This window comes from Lentibacter algarum (assembly GCF_040580765.1).
GTDB lineage: Bacteria > Pseudomonadota > Alphaproteobacteria > Rhodobacterales > Rhodobacteraceae > Lentibacter > Lentibacter algarum.
In genome coordinates this window covers 3,240,657-3,259,631 of record NZ_CP158687.1, presented here as the reverse complement: position 1 = coordinate 3,259,631, position 18,975 = coordinate 3,240,657, and the positions used below count along the sequence as shown (strand labels likewise).

Genomic DNA, 18,975 nt, shown 5'->3' with positions numbered 1-18,975 from the left:
TCGCTAGCGCCGTCGTCCTTCGCGCAACCATCCAAAGACGATAAACACCGCGAAGAAAAGCAGTGCAGCCCAAGGCGGCACCAAAGCGTATTGCTTCAGGCCTACGGTCTCGTAAGCGCCTCGCGGCGTCAGCCCCATCCAATTCGCCCCGGCTGCATTACGTCCTTCGCGGATATTGCGCAGACGTGGGAGCCTGTCTTCAACAGCAAATGTGCCACCCTGCTGAGCATTGATCAAAGGCGCCAAAATCTCGGTGCTTGCAATTGTGTCAACAAACTCCCGTGGCGAGGCGGGCCCTAAGCCGACAACAGACGCCAAAGCGCCATCATCCAACCGGTAAAGCCCAGCATCGCTTGCAGCGAAGCTTCCCTCAAAGACGCCAGGACTAATTTCTTCCAAAGTAACTTCGCTTTTGTCCCCTGACGGGCGGGTAACGACAACTACATTCGCACCCTCTAACAAACTGCGCCGTGTGATCTTAAGTCCGCCTTCAGCAGCTTCCGCTGAAAGGGCCTCCTCCTCAAGATCAGGTTCCTTCATCATCCAATGTGAGAGCCGCCGCAGCAGCTCGAGCTGTGGACCACCACCTTCATATCCCCGCGCCCAAAGCCAAGCGTGATCCGACGCAAGCAAAGCAACCCGCCCTTCGCCAACACGATCAAGCACCAAGAGAGGCTCGCCCTCAAAGCCCTCCATCAAGACATCCCCTGTCACATCAGCAAGCTCAATCTGCCGCATCCAACGGCCCCAGTCCGCCTCCGCAGCCTGCCCGTCCAGCCCGCGAGTCACAGGATGGCGTCGTCCAGTTTCGCTTATGCTCGGCCGAAATCCTTGCTCAATCACTCGCGCCGTCGGACGAGCGGGCACAATCTGCCCCAATGGAGAGCGATACAAACTGTCCGCAGAGGCAAAGTCTGGTCCTGCCGCAATCAACACTGCGCCACCGCTCTCGACGTAGTCACGAACATTCTCGAGATACTCGGACGGCAAAATCCCTCGCCGCTTGTAGCGGTCAAAAACAATCAGATCGAAGTCCTTAATTTTCTCGATAAAGAGCTCCCGCGTCGGAAAAGCAATCAAAGAAAGCTCTCCCACAGGCACGCCATCATGCTTTTCTGGTGGGCGCAAAATTGTAAAGTGAACAAGATCAACAGAGCTGTCCGACTTCAAAAGATTGCGCCATGTCCGACCCCCAGCATGCGGTTCCCCAGACACGAGCAAAACACGCAGACGATCCCGCACACCATTGATTTCAAGCAAATATGAATTGTTACGCGCAGTCAGCTCGCCGTCGCTTTCTGGAATATCGAACTTGACCACATTTCGCCCACCATGTGGCAGACTGACCGGCACGAGAATGTCACGGCCAATCGGAACATCAAAGCGAATCGGATCCTCCGCGCCGATCGATATAGAAAGTTGTGTGAACCCCTCTCCAACAGGCGCTGCTCCTTGATCTTCAATCCGCAAAGTCAGCTCGATCTGCTCTCCAATAATCCCAAAACCAGGCGCATTTTCCACAGTCAAACGGCGGTCCCAGTCTGTAGTAGAGCCCGTCCTGAGCAAATGCACAGGCGCTTGCACCTCAGGCATCGCCTCGATGTCATGCACCAAACCGTCACTGATCAGTACAGCGCCCGCAACACGGCTTCGCGGTTCTTCTGCGAGTGCTTTGGCTAAAGCACTCATGATTTGCGTTCCCCCGTCGCCCAATCCGTCGATCACCGAAACTTCACGAATCTCCGTATTCCTGCGCGCCCGCAGCTGTTGCAAAACATCAGCTTCAGCGCGATCCGTCTGTTCTGCGCGCTCGCCCAGCTCTTGGCTGGCGCTCCGGTCCGTCAAAACAAAAACAATATCACTCAGCGCATCGCGCTCTTCCTGCTGTAAAATCGGGCCCGCAAGCACAAGCAGCACAAGCGCCGCCGCCAATAGCCTCAACCATGCTCCAGCAAGCCTTCGCCATATGGAAAATCCAACAGCAAAAGCTGAAAGCGCGGCCAAGACAAACCAGATTGGCCAACTCAGAAGCGGATCGAAAACAACGCCCAAGCTCATTGCCCCAGCCTTTCAAGAAGCGCTGGCACGTGAACCTGATCAGACTTGTAGTTGCCCGTAAGCACATGCATCACAAGGTTCACACCAAACCTGAAAGCCATCTCCCGCTGCCGCTCCCCCGCAAACCCGCGCCCGATAGGGAGAAGCGGCGTCCCACGTTGATCTACAGCCCAAGCTGCCGCCCAGTCATTGCCACCAATCACGACAGGGCTCACTCCGTCATTCAGATTCCGAAACGGCATGCCCTCCGCCTGCACAGCTTCAGCAGGCGAAGCTTCCACCCAAACGTCATGGCTGGCATGTCGGCCGGGGAAGTCCTGCAAGAGATAAAACGTTCGCGTCAGGACGTGATCCTCAGGTACAGGCTCAAGTTCAGGAATATCAAGCGGCGCCGCAAGCCTGCGCAAAGCCTGTCCAGCAGGGCTAGCCGCTCCAAACTTCGAAACGTTTGAATCACGTGTATCAAACAAAATCATTCCACCGGCGCGCAAGTATGCATTGAGCTTAAGATACGCGGCAGGCGAGGGTGTTGTTTGCTCTGGCGTAACAGGCCAATACAACAGCGGATAAAAAGCAATCTCATCGCGCTCCAGATCGACTGATTGAGGCGGCTCTGGCTCGACAGATGTTCTAAAAAAGAGTGTGTCTGAAAGCCCAGCAAGCCCTGCCAGCGCAATATCGTCCACCTGCCTGTTGCCCGTGACAACATGCGCCAAGACAATCTCACCAGTTGCACTGATGGCGCGCGCATCTTCCTGCGCCTCTGCACTTTGGCCCAGCGCCAAAAGAGTAACCGCCAACATCGCCACAACGGGCTGGCGCAAGCGGCCTGACAGCAGAAGTGTCGCGAGAACATCAAGTGCCAGAAGCAAAAGAGCAAAGCCAAACAAAGGCCCACCCAGCATCCGCTCTTGAGGCCCGCCAAAGCTGCTAACCGCAATGCGCTGTGGCCAAACCGCTGGCTCAAGCTTTCGTTCTGGAGCAATCACGTTTCTCGCAAGGCGTCTTCCTGGCCCTTCATATATCCCTGGCGGAACATCTGTTCCAATTTCCTGACTCAAAATGTCTTCTCCAGCCACACCACTCATATCTTGAGCATCTTGCAGGCGGCCAAACGCATCAAGCCTCTTCACAGGCTTCCAGATTGTGCCTGCTATTTCATTTGTATCCAAAGACGTCGCAGACGTGGCGACAGACAGTCTCTCAAGCATTCTGACAAACAAACCAGACAATGGTAAAGTCGACCACTCCGCATTGGCAGAAATATGGAACAAGACAACTTCCCCCTGCCCAAGCGCCTTTCGTGTCACGAGTGGCGTTCCATCACTCAGCCGTGCAATCACCCGCTCGGATAGCTGCGGATCAGGTTGCGCAACTACCTGCGCAGTGACCCGAAGTTCATCTGACACCGTCAAACCAAAAAATGGCGAGCCCTGTTCAAACGGCGCAAGCGTTTTCGGCTCACCCCAGCTCATCGCACCGCCTACAAACCGTCCACCAGCCCTCAGGCGCACAGGAAGCAAGGGATGCTCCACACTTCTACTAACTTCACTCGCCGCAAGACGAGGCCCAGCAAAGCGAACCAAAAGTCCGCCTTCATTTGTCCACTCAATCAGCGCCGTCTCGCTCGCCTCAGTCATCTCGGCAATATCTGCCAAAATCACCACATCAGGCCCCGCAAGCAAAACCTCATCGAGACTACCAATCCGCAAATTCGAGGACTCCACGAGTGCCTTTTCAAGGTAGTGTAACGGCGACAAGAGCTCGAGCCCTTCACGGTTCACCCGCGAGTCCACGAGCGCAATATCACGCCGCCGCAAACTGTCATCCGTGAGGACAACAGCTCCAGCATGCCCCTGTCCCTTGATCACAAATCGGCTCACACGGGCCTGCAACTCTGCAGGCAGCACAAACCGCGCTTCTACGTCCCCAGCACCAGTTTCAAACTCAGTTGCCAGCTCATCCAAGACTCGTTCAATACCGGCAGGGTCCGGACCAATCGCTTGCACAATAACATCACGCACAACTCCTTGCTGTACCCGCTGCACCGCCAGTCCAACTCCCTCGCCATCCAGCTCTGCAAAGGACAACGCCAATATAGGTCGCATCCCTTCGGTCACTTCGACGGTCCCGCGCGCCTCAAACAAAGCCAAAGCATCGGAGCGTGTGTCGCGTGCAACGCCATCACTCAACCAAAGCGTATCAAATGGCCCTTCTGGTAAAACCGGCTCCAAGTCCACAGCATTTGCCGCCTCCCAAGGCTCGGGTTGCAATCCAGCCAAAGCGCGCAACCAAACCTGCGCAGCTTGGAACACAACCGTCTCTGGCCGCGTCAAGCTCAAGACCCCAACAGTTCGTCCCTCTTGCGCCGCATCCTGCAATACCCCAGCGAGATACTCTTGGCGCTGGGGCCAGTCTGCTGCACTTGCCCAGCTCGCATCCAACACAATCAAAAGTCGTTCGCTACCCGTACCTGCTCTATCGGTCGGATTAAGCACTGGTCCCGCCAGCCCAACAATTACCGCAGCAACAGCCAACATGCGCAGCAGCAAAAGCCACCAAGGCGTGCGGTCCGTGCTTGTATCTCTATCTTTCAAGCCAATAAGCAAAGCCACCGCAGGAAACAGATGCTTGATCGGCGCTGGCGGAACAGCTCGCAACAAAAGCCACAAAATTGGTAGGGCCAGCAAAGCCAACAGAAGGTAAGGCGCAGTAAACAAGACAGAACCAAACGTCATTTCGGACCTTCAATCATATTATAAAGCCACAACACAGCCGCCTGCGCAGGCGCATTTGTGTGATGTGTGCTGAAGGTCCAGCCTGTTTGACTGCAAATTTCGTGCAAGCGCGCTTTTCGCTCTGCCAAACGCTCCAAATAACGCGCGCTCAAGTCTGCTGCTTGCAGTGTTTCATGTCGAAGAGAGCCGCCAACCGAGTCAAAAATTGCGCGGCCCCTAAAAGGGAAACTCTCTTCCACAGGATCAAGAATTTGCAAACAAACGCCCCGAGCACCCTTCCCAGAAGCCTCCCGCAAAGCCGCCTCTGTGGACTCAATGTCGCCCAAAAAGTCAGAGACGAAGATCACAAATGCATTCTTCGTCACGGCCGAAACTTGTGGCGCGGCATAGTCTTCTGTCTTCTGACACACCAAAAGTTCGGCAAAGCGTTGAAGTTGTTTTGAGCCCGCACGCGGCGGAAGATCCTCACCAGACAAGCCAATTCGCTCACCCCCCCGCGACAACAGAATCCCGGCAGCAAGACTCACGAGCTGCGCACGATCTATTTTTTGGGGCAGATGTGGCCCACTCGCAAACTGCATCGAACGCGCGCGATCCACCCAAAAGAAAACCGATTGTGAAATTTGCCATTCTTTTTGTCGCACAAACTGCGCGTCAGACTGTGCCGATCTACGCCAGTCGACCATGCGGAGCGTGTCTCCCGCCTGCACAGGCCGGTATTGCCAGAAATCATCCCCCGCACCGGCACGCCGCCGGCCATGCCCACCAGGCATCACCGCGGCAGCCAACTGTTCAGCCCGCGCCAAAAGCGCGGCGAGGTTTGCCGTCGCCGCTTCAGCGCGGCTGCGCAGAGGCAGCGCGTCCGTCATGCTACGTCTTTCAACCGCGCACTCTTGGCAATCTCCGCCTCAATCAAACCATCCAGGCTCTCCCCCCGCGCAAGAGCTGCAAAATTAAGCGCCATACGGTGCTTCAAAACAGGTTTCGCCATCGCAATCACATCAGACAGATCTGGCGCAAGTCTCCCCTGCAACAAAGCACGCGCGCGAACAGTCAACATAAAGGCCTGACTCGCCCGAGGCCCAGGCCCCCACGCAACGCTCTCGCGCACCCGCTCAGAAGCGTCCGCTTCGTCAGGTCGAAAAGCCCGAACAAGGGCCAAAATACTCTCCATCACGCCTTCGCCCACAGGCATGCGACGCAATAGTGTCTGTGCAGCTAAGAGCTCTTCCGCTGAAAAGACATTGGTCACACTGTCCTCGGCCTCTCCTGTTGTTGCCTGCAATATCTCGCGCTCCGTGGCGAGATCAGGATATCCGACATCAATTCGGACAAGAAAACGGTCAAGCTGCGCCTCAGGGAGTGGATAAGTGCCCTCCTGCTCGATCGGATTTTGTGTTGCCAAAACATGAAACGGCTTGGCCAAATCACGGGTCTGGCCCGAAACGCTGACTTGCCGCTCCTGCATCGCCTGCAAAAGCGCGGACTGTGTGCGCGGACTTGCACGGTTGATCTCATCCGCCATCAAAAGTTGGCAAAAAATCGGACCCTCAATAAACTTGAATGCACGACTTCCATCGGCCCCAGTTTCAAGGACTTCAGAGCCAAGAATATCGGCAGGCATCAGATCAGGGGTGAACTGTACGCGCTTGCCATCAAGGCCCATGACAGTAGAAAGCGTTTCAATAAGTCGGGTTTTACCCAAGCCAGGAAGGCCAATCAAAAGGCCGTGTCCGCCGCACAAAAGGGCCGAAAGCGTCAAGTCCACAACTCGCTCCTGCCCAATAAAACGGCGGGTAATCTCAGCCTTGGCTGCCGTCAACCTGCCTTCAAGTGCCTCGATCTCCGTGAGCAGATTGTCTGCATCAGCCATGGCAATTCTCCAAATGAAACACTACGTTTGAAGTCAGTCTAAACACAAACTTACAAATGGCAAAAACAATGAGCGGACAAAATCCCGTGATCCCAAACGCTGAAAGCATTGCCGCCTCTGCGCGCGCCGCTGCCAAAGGGCGTGGAATTCCTCCTGTGCATTTGTGGAATCCGCCACATTGCGGGGATCTTGATATTCGCATCGCTCGCGACGGCACATGGTTTTACATGGGGACACCGATCGGTCGCCCCGAGCTTGTACGCCTCTTTTCCACTATTTTGCGCAAAGACGGCGACTCCTACGTGCTTGTTACACCCGTCGAAAAAGTAGGGATCACAGTTGACGATGCCCCGTTTGTCGCTGTCGATTTCGAAGTCGAAGGCTCGGGCCAAGCACAAGCGCTCACCTTCACAACAAATGTCGCTGACACTGTCAAAGCAGGTCCAGACGCTCCTATTCGGATCGAGCGCGACCCCAAAACAGGCGAGCCATCGCCCTATGTTCGCATCCGCGCCAATCTAGATGCCTTGATTGATCGCAAGAGTTTCTATCGTCTTGTTGATATTGGCACATCAGAGATCTACGAGGGCAAAGACTGGTTTGGGTTTTGGTCGGGCGGACAGTTCTTCCCGATCATACCGTCAGCAGAACTCAGCCAATAGAGACTAGTGCACCACAAATTCTGCATGAAGCGCGCCTGCAGCCTTAATACTCTTTAGAATATCAATCATATCGCGAGGCTTCACACCCAGAGCATTGAGCCCTGCAATCACCTCTGAAAGAGTCGTTCCGTCGGGCACTTCGGCAAGGCTGATCCCCGGTTCCTCTTCGATCGCCGCATTGGTGCGTGGAACAACCACTGTCTCGCCTTCGGAAAACGGGTTCGGCTGTATTGCGAGTGGCGCTTCCTGGATACGCAAAGTTAGCCCCCCTTGGCTCACAGCAACCCGAGAGATACGCACATCCTCACCCATCACAATCGTTCCAGAGCGCTGATCAACAACAACTCGCGCACGTCGCTCGGGGCGCACCAGAATATTTTCAATCTCACCAATCGCATGCGCTGTTGAGCGCCGCCCCGTTGCCTCGACACTGATCTGAACGGTTCCAGAATCAAGCATCGAAGCGACGCGCTTACCAAAGTTGCGATTGATCGCCTTTTCAATCCGCCCCGCTGTCGTAAAATCAGCCTCACGCAAGGCCAGCCTCAACGTTGTCAGGGAAGAGAGCTCAAACTCAATCTCGCGTTCAACGCGCGCACCCGAAGGAATAACACCAGCTGTCGGTACCCCTTTGACAACGCCTCCAGCCTCGCCTTCGGCCGCCGCCCCGCCTGCAATAATTGTGCCTTGTGCCACAGCGTAGATCTGTCCGTCCGCTGCGTTAAGCGGTGTCATGATCAACGTCCCCCCCATCAGGCTCTTAGCATCCCCGATCGCAGATACATTCACATCAATCGTCCCACCAGCTCGGGCAAAAGCTGGCAATTCGGCTGTAACAAAAACAGCAGCGACATTCTTGGGTCGATATTGCTCGCCACTCACATTGACACCAAGACGCTCAAGAATGTTTGACATAATCTCTTCGGTAAATGGTGCGTTTCGAATGCCATCGCCAGTGCCATTCAAACCAACGACTAGGCCATACCCGATCAGGTCGTTGCCGCGCACACCATCAAACTCAACGAGGTCCTTGATCCTAACATCGCTGGCCAATGCTGCTCCTGAGCAACCCAAGAAAGCGACAAAAATTGCAAAAAGCATCTTCATCTCAAGAACCCCACAAGCGACAGCTGCGATAGCTTTACCGTTGCAGTGTAAAGGCTTTCGAGCCTGAATTGAGTTTCTTCAAGCTTAACAATCGTATCATACGGATCCGCCGAAATAAGCTCTGAGCGCGCAATCTCCAAACTGGTATTCTGAGCGGTCAAACGCACACTCGCTTCTTCAATTCGAGCTTCAGCATACCCAAGCGTCGCTCGTGCTGTCGTCAAACTATCAACAGCGCCAAGACTCAACTCTCCCGCGCGACCGAGCATCTCGACACGTGTTCCGTTCGAGAGCGCAAGCGCAGGATCATAAGATAGCGCCGCCATAGCCGCCGACTTGAGAGTAGCCCGAAAAACCTCATCATCGCCTTTAATCTTCAAATCAATGCGCTCACCATCGCCCAGATGAAACGCTGACATATCGCTCAAACCACCAGTGTACCCAACTGCTTCAAAGCCGCCAGAAGCACCAAACCATCCATCCATAACCGCCTCAACTCCAGCCAGTGTCGTTTGGCCGGCGAGTGCAGATCGAAGATCCGCCAGGATATCATCAGCGCTTGCCAGCGCCGCACTATCTGTCGCGCTTCCAGAAAAAAGCGCACGACCAGCAACAGAAGTATTGAGCGTGGCCACAAGCCCCTCAATCACGTTGCGACCTTTCTCCGAAAGGTGGCTCGCGGCATATTCCCCAGAGTTCGCACCAAGGCTCAAAATATTCCCGCCCAAATCACTAATGCTGTGTTGCACCTTCTCAAGACTCGCTTGCATCGCCCCAGAAAAGCCCACCGCTTCTGTGGCAGACGCAGCAAAAACACTGTTCAAGTGAAGGCTGCGTTCAACATCAGTGAGATAATTGAGATCACCCCCCAAATGCTTGATCACATCCTGTACCTGCCCGCTCGAAAGTTCACTGGTCAGACGCGACATTTCAGTTTTGAGTTCTGTATTTTGGCGGCGCAAATAGACAGACTGCGCCATGTCACCTAGAGAAATTGAGCTCATCTTAGCGCTCCCATCAATGCATTCATCATGTCATCCACAGTCTGCAAAACGCGCGCATTTGCGGCGTATGCCTGCTCGATCAGCATGAGTCTTTGCAGTTCGCGGTCGGTATCAACGCCGTCTTCCATAAGGAACTGCTCCGCTTCGGTGGCGCGCACTGCGGCAAAGGTCAACTTTTGCTCCGCGCCGAGCCGCTGTGAACCAAACTTCTCAGTCACCAAACTTGCCAAATCAGAGGCGGCCGCAATTTGGCCCGCAAATCCACCAGAAGCATAGCTACGCGTACTGCTCAAAGCGGAAGAAAAAGATTGAAGCAGCTCTGCATTCCCAACTGGCCCGCGTACCGCAGCGCCCAATCCGTCTCGCAAGCGCCAGCTTTCGCCGCCTCGATCCGGATCAACCACCGCATTGACGCTAATCCTGCTCGCCAGCCCAACCTCGTTGGCTGCTTCAACATAGACTCCAGCATCCGTAAACAAACCCGCAGCGCCCGTTGGCGTAGTGGGGTCTAATCCCGCGTCTTGCATCCGCTCGCTCAAATCGCGTGCAACGGCATCCAATTCAGCCTGCGCTCCAACAGCCAAGTCATCCCGTATTTCAAAGAATGCCCCGAGCTGTCCGCCGCGCAAGGGGCCGTGTTCAGGATCAACCGAAACATCAACGCCATTGATTGTAATGCCCGAAAGAAGGCCGCCAGCTTGCGTCATATGTGGCACAATCGTGTTTGCATTGGTAAAGGCGAGCTCGGCAGCATTCCCGTCAAGCAAAAGCGCGCCCCCCTGCGTATAGAGCGCAACACCTTGATTAGGGCGTCGCATTTCCTTGACAGGAACCAGCTCCGCAATCTCACCAATCAACGCTTCACGGTGATCAAACAGGGCCGAAACGTCCCGCTTGGCGGCCGATCCACCAGCAATTTGCACGTTGAGCTCCTGCACTTGCACAAGCTTGGTATTCAATGCGCTGACAGCCGTCTGAATAGAGCGATCCGCCGAAACACGCATATCCTGAATACCTTGGCTCGCCGTGTTCAAACTCCGCGTTATTGAGTTGGCCTCTCGCACCACTTGGTCAAGACGTCCAGACAGGTCAGGACGGCTCGCCGCCGAAACCAATGAGGCCTCAAAGCTTGCAAGACGCGACGTCAACGAGCTAGCGGAGTCTGGCGTGCCAACCAGCTGTTCAAGTTTGCTGTGAAATCCCGCTACACTGCTTTGTGCCGAACGGTCCGCGTTTGCATCGCGCATCTCCGCTACAAGAGCTGGCTCACGGTGGCGCACAGTCGCGACCACACTTACTCCGCCACCTCGCGTGTCCTGTGACTGCAATTCAACATCACGCCGCCCATAACCTTCCGTCATGGAATTAGCCATATTGGATGAGACAACCTGCGCTGAGCGTGTTGCCGCTGTCAGGCCGCTAATCGCATTGGAAAGTGCTCCGGTTAAAGACATGTCACCACCTTGAATATGTTCAAAGGAGCGCGCCGCATTTTGCCGCGCGCCTTAGGTTTATCGTTTGATATTGGCCGTCTCTTGCAGCATCTCATCCACTGTCTGGATAACTTTTGCGTTCGACGTGTAGGCGCGTTGCGTCTCGATCATCGCGGTCAATTCTCCCGCTACATCTGTCGTCGATTCCTCGCGCGCAAAGGCGACAATATCTCCTGTCGGCCCATCACTCGCATCCCACAAAAAGTAAGAGCCGCTCTCGGGCGAGGGCAAATAGGTTTGTTGGTCAAATGCTACCATTCCATTTGGGTTGGGAACAGAAACAAGGGGGATTTGATAAATTGTTCTCGAAATCCCAGTATCAAAATACGCATGCACCAAACCATTCTGGTCAACCTCAACCGAAGTCATATTGCCAACAGGCGTGCCGTCTTTTGAAATCGCGACAGGTGCGAAGCTATCCGAAAGCTGTGTCAGCCCGTCAGAGGTGCCGGTCGCGCCGATATTGATCGTCATCGGCCCCCCATCCACAATGACCTCCAGATCACCTGACACAGGATCAAACACGCCTCCCGACACTGTTGCAACAGAGGCCAGAGTGCCGCCAGCCGTGCGACTGTCATCAAACGTCAGAGTATATTCTCCAATCACCACACCCGGCGTAGCAGAATCACTAATTAGCATAGTCCATTCATTCGATACCCCTGTCGCAGGGACGGTCGGAGTAAACGAAATAGAAATATTCTCAGACGTTCCCATATTGTCGTAATATTCGACAGAGAGCTCAGAAGCCGCACCCGATGCGCCCGACTCTGTCGACGTAGCAGGCAGGTTCACACCAAGATCAATTTTCGTCGTAGGCTCGCCAGAAAACTGGTTCACATTTACCTGTACAGGCTTGAGACCATCAGATGTATCCCGCGGGTAGGTCGGAATGCTACCATCTGGTAGCGCTGGCCAACCAAGCAAAACAAGTCCCGCTTCGCTACGCAAGTATCCGCTTGAGTCCGTTCGGAACGATCCAGTCGTTGCAAGCAACATTTGGGACTGGCCGTTGCCAGTGTTGATCTCGCTATCCCGAGCAACAGGCAAAAGCCCATTGCCACGCACAGCAAGATCAGTTGGGTTTGATGTCGCAACAAGCGCTCCACGCTCATCGATCAAACGCTGCGTTGTCGTTCTAACGCCCCCCGCCGAATACGTGCCCCCCGTCGACGAAATGACCATCGAATGAAAATCCGCTTCCATCCGCTTATAACCATAAGTCGCAGAGTTAGCGATATTATCTGAGATCGTGGCGAGCCTTGTCGCATTGGCCGTCAAGCCCGCGACGCCGGCATTGAGGGAGGAGGAAATGGTCATGAATACGCCTTTCTGCTGCATCAAACGCTTATTGAGCAACAGACCTAACGCTTCACACTTAACACCAGGCTAACATCTAAAATTCAACAGAGTTTCAGCGGTCAGACCTCAGCAAAACAATCTCCAGACGGTTGTTGCGCACGGCCATCGGGTTCTTCACTGCGAGCGATTTATCGGCATGACCTGTCTGGCGCTTAAACCTGCCCCGAGCCAGTCCACGGTCTTCCAACATCTCGCGCATTTTATTAGCGCGCTCCGCAGTCAGGCTCCAAACAGGATTGTCGGCAAGCACAACAGGGGCGGCCCGCATATGTGCTCCGATCGCGATATCATTCTCAACAAGCCCCGACACCCGCGCAATCACATCGGCAAGATCCTTAAGCACAACTGTGGGTTTGTCGCTCCCCTCTTCAAAGAGAGCGAGCCCTTCCAGATCAAAAATCTCGATGATCATCCCTTCGTCCGTAACGCGCGTGACAATGTGCTTCATCTGGTCTTTTTCGACAATGCTCTCACCACCAATACCCATCAGGGCCTCTTCAATCTTGCGGTAGGCTTCTTCCATTTCAGCGCCGCCGCCTTTCTCTGAGTTCGCATCCTCGCCATCAGCCGACATGCCCGTCTCGCCACGCGCTTGGACTGACTCAGTCGCATGAAGATTGCTCGCGCCCGTGCCGTTCTTCGGCATTGTCATTTCCGAAAAGACAGAGTCTCCGCCAAAGTTGCCGTCTCCGCCGCCCGAAACGCGGGCAATCGGAACGGTGGGACTGAAGTAATCCGCCACACCTTTGCGTTGCTGTTCTGTTGTTGCGTTTAACAGCCACATCAAAAGAAAAAAGGCCATCATAGCCGTCACGAAATCCGCATAAGCAACTTTCCAGGCACCGCCGTGATGCCCACCGCCTACAACTTTCTTCTTTCTCTTGATGATAACTGGCGCCAAATTGCTCTGCGCGCTCATACTCACCACCTTGTTTTACTCACCCACCCTCAGAGCTAAACTTCAACTCTTACCGGTGCCTTAACAAAACAAGGCATTCCTGTGATCTATAAAGGCTTTATTAAGGCGCGCCCAAAACGCCTTAGCGCATCGTATCTCCAGGGGCGATGCGCGGCGTCAGCTCGATCTTCTCATCAAACTTCACAGCCTCATCGGCCGATCTCGCAAGAATAATCTCCGCCGCCTTACGGCCAATCTCGGCTCGGCACGCATCCATAGTCGCCAACATCTTGGGCAAGCCTTGCAATAGCTCAACGCCGTTAAACCCTGCCAAGCCGATCTGTCCAGGCACATCGAGCCCTGCCTGAAGACAATACAGCAAACCGCCCGCGCCGATCATGTCATTGGAATAATAGATAAAATCAAGATCTGGCGTGCGCTCGAGCACCGCCTTAGTCATCTCGCGCCCCTTGGCCAAAGCCGAACCGCCCGAGTAAAATTCCTGATCAGCCATTTCGATACCAGCCTTGGCCAGCGCCTGCGTAAAGCCCTCAAAGCGCTTCCTTGCGCGGTGATCCAGCGGCATCTTTGTGCCCAGAAACGCGATCCGCTTGTGCCCAGCGGCGACAATAGCTTCGCCCATCTTGCGCCCCGCCGCGCGGTGGCTAATGCCCACGGCCGTATCGACGGGCTCTCCATCCACATCCATAATCTCAACAACAGGGATACCCGAGGCTGCCAACATAGCCCGCGCATTGTCAGAGTGCTCCAGCCCCGCAATGATCACACCCGAAGGCCGCCATGAGAGCATCTCATAAAGCACCTTCTCTTCTTTCTCAGGCAAATAATCGGTGATTCCGACAACAGGCTGCAAGCCGCTGTCCTCCAGAACACTGGTCACACCCGACAATACCTCGGGAAACACCATATTCTTCATCGAAGGGATAATCACAGCCACAAGATTGACCCGCTGGCTCGCCAAAGCGCCCGCAATCTTGTTGGGCACATAGCCAAGACGCTTTGACGCCGCGAGCACTTTTTCCCGCGTTGCATCCGAGACATCGCCTCGGTTTCGCAAAACGCGGCTCACCGTCATCTCCGAAACACCGGAGGCCTCCGAAACATCTCTGAGTGTCAGAGGCCGAACACTGCGCTTCATCACGGTCAAAACCCTCGCCTTGGTGCGCCTCGATGCTAGCGCAACCAGCCCACCCGCCGCAAGCGTGTTCGCAGCCGGCCTGTAAACACTTGCACTTCAGAATGGTTAACGTTAAGCGGCGTTAACCATGCTTGAAAAATCTTGGTTAATATAAAATGATGTGCGGATCGCAGGCTCTAAGCGCGCCAAATCAAGCCCCGCACATGGCTCTCAATAAGACCAGAGAGTGTAGCTCATCACCGCAAAAAACAGCGGTTGAAAGGGCCAATTCAAAAACGCGCTGAAGTGTATTTCAATAACAATACCTGCAAATACCAAGAAATCCTATTTGCAGCAAAATCCGTTTGAGAACATCGCCCGTTTTCACCCGAAAAACAGCCCCCAAACGTGAAAAGAGCGAGCCGAAGCCCGCTCTTTCCCTTACTCCAAATCCCCAGTGGATTAGAAGTTGAACACGATGCCGAAGTCGGCAACTGAACCGTCTGCGTTATCAACATAACCAGCTTGAAGCTTCGCGCCGCCGAGGTCGTGCGAAACACCAATGCCGTATACGTTCTTCACAGTAGCTGTGTTTGTGTCTTTAACAAATGCTGTAAGCGATGTTGCTGCAGCAATGTCAAAAGAACCACCAAGTACTGTTGTTTTGGTGCCGTTGTTGTCGCCATACTTCAAGCCAACGCTACCGTTGCCGAATGCATAGTCAACAGAAGCAACTGAGTAGTCGTCAGCTTTTGCTTTACCGTCTTGCATACCCGCTGCAATTGTAACTGAGCCTGCTGAGTATGAAACAGCCGCTTGTGTGCTTCCTGAACCTTTTGCGTGTGAAACACCCATTGTAAGGTTACCAACAGTGTAGTTCACATCGGCGCCTTGTGGACCTGTACCGTTTGATGAGTACTCATCAAAGCCAGTGAACGCATCTGCTTCAAAGCCAAGACCAGTCAGACCAACGTTGTAACCGCCAGCACCAGCTGTGTACATTTGACCGTAGTTGTTACCAACAACCACTGTCAGACCACCTGTTGACATTGAGAATGTCGGTGCGTTGAAGCCAACACCGGCTGCGCCATCTGTTGAGCGGAAGCGTGTACGTGCGCCAAGCGTGATACCGCTATCGAGTTCAACAGAAGCTTTAACGTCAACCTGCATACGTGATGTGATGTCTGTTGTTGTTTTCTTGGCAACATCAGCAACTTCATCAGCAGTACCGATAGCAGCAAGAGCCGCTGTCGCTGATGCGATGTTCTTGTTTACAGTTGCAAGCTGTGCTGTCGTGAGACCAGTGCCGATTTTAGCTGTTTCGGTGGTAATAAGAGTTTTCAAATCAGCATTTTGGTCAGCAGCAGCCGTTTGGTTGCCAGCATCTACTGCGCTGATTACGGCTGCTTCGAACGCGTCATCAGTTGTTGTTGTCAAAGCAGTACCTGCTTTTGCAGCAGTACCTTTAACGAGATCTGTTGATACAGATTTTACACCAAAACGACCCATACCTGAGAATGTTACGTCTGCAGCTGCGACTGATGCAGTTGCGACTAGCGCTGTAGTAGCGAAAACACGACCTTATTCTTACAAAGAGCCACAGTCGATGTCTGCATACAACGACAGCTTGGCGATAGTTTGGCTCTCGTCCACGTGCTCAAGTGACAATACTGTTTGGCTCTACAATACTGGAGCTAATCGTGTTTTCATTCCTCAATCACAGCCTAAACCACAAATACAAGCATCGTAGCAACGTACAGCACTTAACGCTTAATCTGTTCTTTGATGAGCATTACTTCCCACACGCAAAAGTCAGTAAGCGACAGTCTCATCACGACTGGAGCATCTATAACACTCATCTACGCACACAGCTTGGATCGTACTTGTTAGCTGATCTCACCAACCCTGTGCTTGACGTTTGGGTGCGTGAGCAGGTGTTGCGAGGGTACCAGAACAGCACCATCAACAAGCACATCTATCTTATGAACAGAATGCTGAACTTGGCACGGCACTGGGGACATATAGACAGTGCCAACCCATATCAGCAGAACATCAAACGCTTGAGCGTTGGCGACTATACACAGCGCTTTCTAAGTGAGCCTGAGATAGAGCGCTTGATCAGAGCTTGCCGTGCCAATCGCCATCCTTTCTTGTATCTGTTCGTACAGCTGTTGTTGCTCACTGGTGCTCGCAAAGGCGAAGCAAGACTTGCACGTTGGCGTGACATTGACTTGCACAAGCGTGTTTGGACTGTGCCACGCAGCAAGAATGGACGCTCACGCCGCATCGTGCTCAGTGCTGCAGCTATGGGTGTATTGTTTGATGTGCGCACACGAGCTGAACAGTTGAACCTGCCAACAACACAAGAGTGCTATGTGTTTACAAATCCTCGCACTCAAACTGCCTATCAAAGCTTCTATGCTGCTTGGTTTGTGGCACGTGACTTGGCTGAGCTTGAAGACTTGCGCATACACGATTTACGTCACACCTATGCCAGTACACTGATCAACAATGGTGTGAGCTTGTATGAAGTACAGACGCTGCTTGGACACAGCAGCTTGCAGATGACACAGCGTTACGCACATCTTGAACCTAATAGACTGCACGAGCACACTGAGCTGATGAGTGCTGTTGTTGCTCGCAATAGTATTTGATACCAGCATCACTATGCCTGTCTGTCACTTCTGCAAACACAAACTCAAACACGTATTATCTGTGGATATACCGCTTAAAACACGCATACACGCATCAATGATGCGTTGAGCAGTGCTTGGTGCATAGATACAAAGATGGTGCCGTATGTGCGCTTATAGGTCGTCGTTGAAGCTATCAAGGAACTTGCGCAGCTGCTCACTACCTTTGGAGCCTACGTGCTCAGGTGTTTTGTCTTGCTCGCTCAGTTGTTCACGCCGCTCTGCCACATCATACTCTTCATCCCACCGCATTATCTTGCGTATGCTGCAGTATGGTTGCTCCATCAGCGCTTCTCTATCCATCTCATATATGCCAGGCAGTATGCCATCTTGCCAGCAGTCCAGTGCTGTTAGTTCTGGATCGCTTAGCTCGTTCAAGCGCTCATCTATACGCTCCCCCAGTCGTTCAAGCGTACGGTCCAACTTGACTTGTGTGCTGTGCCTTGCCCCACCCATACGTGCTGTTAGTGATCTAAAGGTACTCATCCACTGGACCACTTCGTCATAAAGCGGCCCAGTGTTCACTTGCTCATACATTCTAATAACACGTCTTATTACTTTTTTTTGCGGCGCTCTTCTTCGTGTGCCCAAGTCGCATCGTCACTTTCCTCAACCAGCTTGCGGAACGTGTCGACAGCAGCTTTGACAGCCTCAAGTGTGTTGTCTGCATATACAGCCATACCCTCAACCACCTTGCCACTGTAACGTGCTGATACTCTACGCTTGCCATCAACACTTTGTGGTGCCCACCAGTATTGCGTTGTCACACCATCAAGCTCTTGCTCAGTCTTATATTTGCTCAGTTGTTCAAGCATACGATTGGCTTGTGACAGTAGCTTTGCACGTGGACCGCTCTGTGGGTTTACAGTTGCATCGATGTTGTACTTCTTAAGTAGTTCGTCAAGCGTTGGCATTGCTGTCTCCTTTGTTTCACAATGATACTTACAAAGGTTAAAAGCACTCACAGTTATGTCAAGACTTTAGTCTCTCTTTTGGACTAACTCTGGCTCTGTAAATGGACGCGGCTCTCGCACAGCTGGTGTTTGTGGTTGTGGCGGTTGTACAGTTAAAGCTGGCTTTGGAGCCTTATTTGCTGTTGGAGCTGCTGCTTGTTTGCGTTTTGGCTTTGGCTCTGCCCCACGCAGTTCTTTGGCAATATCAGCACTTGTAGCCGTTATCAGTGCCAGTGCTGCAAGTCTCACATCAACACTGCTTCCTCGCTCTATAGCACGTATAGCATTCAATGAGCGCTGTATGTCTGTGATAGCAGTCATTGGCTCATACCTGCAGCTGGGGTTGCTAAATCACCACCCCCCTTTGATAAGTACTCCACCACAAGATTCCTGCGCAGATAAATCATTGAGCTGCAGACCCTTTTGATCTGCTCTGCCAGTTATGCTGTGCTTGCAGTTCAACTGTGTTCACGCACCGCTCACGCAAGCGCTCAAACACCTCAGCCCAATGCACATGATGTGAATGTGTGCTGTTGCCAAGTTCACGTGAGTACCAATGCAGCTTGCTTGCACAGGTCATTAGAGCATCAGCACTTGGTGTCAGATCGCCATACTTTAAAGTGCGCATATAACACTCGCTCTTGCCAAGCCATTGCTCGCAGAACTCACGTTCACTGCTCACAGCTCGGCATTGCTTTAGTTGATCTCTTATTTCCTGCAATATCTGTAATCCCATCACATATCTCCTCGTGTGATGTATTTATCAACGCAGTCAGTTGCTGTGTGCTTACATGATTATCAATTGCTTCAACACATCCACTTCGTGTCTGTGTATCACCTTCACACATCTCACTTCGTTTACACTCAGCTCGCTTTGCTTGGTGATGTATTCATGTGTTGTTAATGATCTATCAGCTATAATCTAAACTCATTCGCAGAGCAGTTAGATCAACGCCCCTTAAGGCGCTGATCAAAACACTCACGCATTCGCGTCGC

General features: G+C 53.2%; 16 protein-coding genes. 2 read left to right on the top strand and 14 right to left on the bottom strand.

All coding sequences use genetic code 11. From position 1 onward, the window contains the following. Nucleotides 1–3: 3 nt before the first annotated feature. Genes DSM117340_RS16195 through DSM117340_RS16180 form a run of 4 tightly spaced genes read right to left on the bottom strand, consistent with a single transcriptional unit; the run spans nt 4 to nt 6,669 of the window. Complete coding sequence (locus tag DSM117340_RS16195; RefSeq protein ID WP_089894396.1) at nt 4–2,058, bottom strand: hypothetical protein; 2,055 nt, start codon at nt 2,056–2,058, stop codon at nt 4–6. After that, on the bottom strand, nt 2,055–4,796 hold the full coding sequence (locus DSM117340_RS16190; RefSeq protein ID WP_089894394.1) for a DUF4159 domain-containing protein: 2,742 nt from the start codon (nt 4,794–4,796) through the stop codon (nt 2,055–2,057). The genes DSM117340_RS16195 and DSM117340_RS16190 overlap by 4 nt, the downstream gene beginning before the upstream one ends. Beyond that, a complete protein-coding gene (locus tag DSM117340_RS16185; protein WP_089894391.1) occupies nt 4,793–5,665 on the bottom strand; it encodes a DUF58 domain-containing protein in 873 nt (290 codons plus the stop codon). The genes DSM117340_RS16190 and DSM117340_RS16185 overlap by 4 nt, the downstream gene beginning before the upstream one ends. Then, nucleotides 5,662–6,669, bottom strand: coding sequence for a MoxR family ATPase (locus DSM117340_RS16180; protein WP_089894389.1), 1,008 nt, complete (start codon nt 6,667–6,669; stop codon nt 5,662–5,664). Before DSM117340_RS16180 ends, DSM117340_RS16185 begins: the two co-directional genes overlap by 4 nt. Nucleotides 6,670–6,737: 68 nt before the next feature. Here DSM117340_RS16180 and DSM117340_RS16175 point away from each other — a divergent pair, with 68 nt between their 5' ends. After that, entirely contained in the window at nt 6,738–7,331 is a 594-nt protein-coding gene (locus DSM117340_RS16175) for a DUF1285 domain-containing protein (protein WP_089894386.1), read from the top strand. Nucleotides 7,332–7,334: 3 nt separating this feature from the next. On the opposite strand, the gene DSM117340_RS16170 is transcribed toward DSM117340_RS16175, so the two are convergent. From DSM117340_RS16170 to DSM117340_RS16140, 7 genes are all read right to left on the bottom strand, one after another. Continuing rightward, nucleotides 7,335–8,432 (bottom strand): flagellar basal body P-ring protein FlgI, encoded by a 1,098-nt coding sequence (locus DSM117340_RS16170; RefSeq protein ID WP_245724485.1) that lies wholly within the window; start codon nt 8,430–8,432, stop codon nt 7,335–7,337. 2 nt (nt 8,433–8,434) lie between these two features. Continuing rightward, on the bottom strand, nt 8,435–9,442 hold the full coding sequence (locus tag DSM117340_RS16165) for a flagellin (protein WP_089894382.1): 1,008 nt from the start codon (nt 9,440–9,442) through the stop codon (nt 8,435–8,437). Further along, nucleotides 9,439–10,896, bottom strand: a complete 1,458-nt coding sequence (flgK, locus tag DSM117340_RS16160) for a flagellar hook-associated protein FlgK (protein ID WP_089894380.1) — start codon at nt 10,894–10,896, stop codon at nt 9,439–9,441. The genes DSM117340_RS16165 and flgK overlap by 4 nt, the downstream gene beginning before the upstream one ends. A 57-nt stretch (nt 10,897–10,953) precedes the next feature. Beyond that, a complete protein-coding gene (locus DSM117340_RS16155; RefSeq protein ID WP_177170724.1) occupies nt 10,954–12,255 on the bottom strand; it encodes a flagellar hook-basal body complex protein in 1,302 nt (433 codons plus the stop codon). A 94-nt stretch (nt 12,256–12,349) separates the two neighbouring features. Further along, the gene (locus DSM117340_RS16150; protein WP_089894375.1) at nt 12,350–13,216 is read right to left on the bottom strand and encodes a flagellar motor protein MotB; all 867 of its coding nucleotides are present in this window, start codon (nt 13,214–13,216) and stop codon (nt 12,350–12,352) included. Nucleotides 13,217–13,337: 121 nt separating this feature from the next. Continuing rightward, complete coding sequence (locus tag DSM117340_RS16145; RefSeq protein ID WP_354690045.1) at nt 13,338–14,354, bottom strand: LacI family DNA-binding transcriptional regulator; 1,017 nt, start codon at nt 14,352–14,354, stop codon at nt 13,338–13,340. Nucleotides 14,355–14,795: 441 nt separating this feature from the next. Continuing rightward, complete coding sequence (locus tag DSM117340_RS16140; protein ID WP_271437380.1) at nt 14,796–15,842, bottom strand: porin; 1,047 nt, start codon at nt 15,840–15,842, stop codon at nt 14,796–14,798. A gap of 191 nt (nt 15,843–16,033) precedes the next feature. On the opposite strand from DSM117340_RS16140, the gene DSM117340_RS16135 reads away from it, so the two are divergent. Continuing rightward, nucleotides 16,034–16,987: a site-specific integrase gene (locus DSM117340_RS16135; RefSeq protein ID WP_354689826.1), complete on the top strand. Its 954-nt coding sequence runs from the start codon at nt 16,034–16,036 to the stop codon at nt 16,985–16,987. Between the two features lie 153 nt (nt 16,988–17,140). Here the strand turns inward: DSM117340_RS16135 and DSM117340_RS16130 are convergent, their stop codons facing one another. The 3 genes from DSM117340_RS16130 to DSM117340_RS16120 all read right to left on the bottom strand — a co-directional run bounded on the left by DSM117340_RS16130 (nt 17,141) and on the right by DSM117340_RS16120 (nt 18,715). After that, nucleotides 17,141–17,563: a hypothetical protein gene (locus DSM117340_RS16130; RefSeq protein WP_354689825.1), complete on the bottom strand. Its 423-nt coding sequence runs from the start codon at nt 17,561–17,563 to the stop codon at nt 17,141–17,143. Nucleotides 17,564–17,580: 17 nt separating this feature from the next. Continuing rightward, the gene (locus DSM117340_RS16125; protein WP_354689824.1) at nt 17,581–17,940 is read right to left on the bottom strand and encodes a hypothetical protein; all 360 of its coding nucleotides are present in this window, start codon (nt 17,938–17,940) and stop codon (nt 17,581–17,583) included. Between the two features lie 442 nt (nt 17,941–18,382). Further along, a complete protein-coding gene (locus tag DSM117340_RS16120; RefSeq protein ID WP_354689823.1) occupies nt 18,383–18,715 on the bottom strand; it encodes a DUF6626 family protein in 333 nt (110 codons plus the stop codon). Nucleotides 18,716–18,975: the final 260 nt, after the last annotated feature.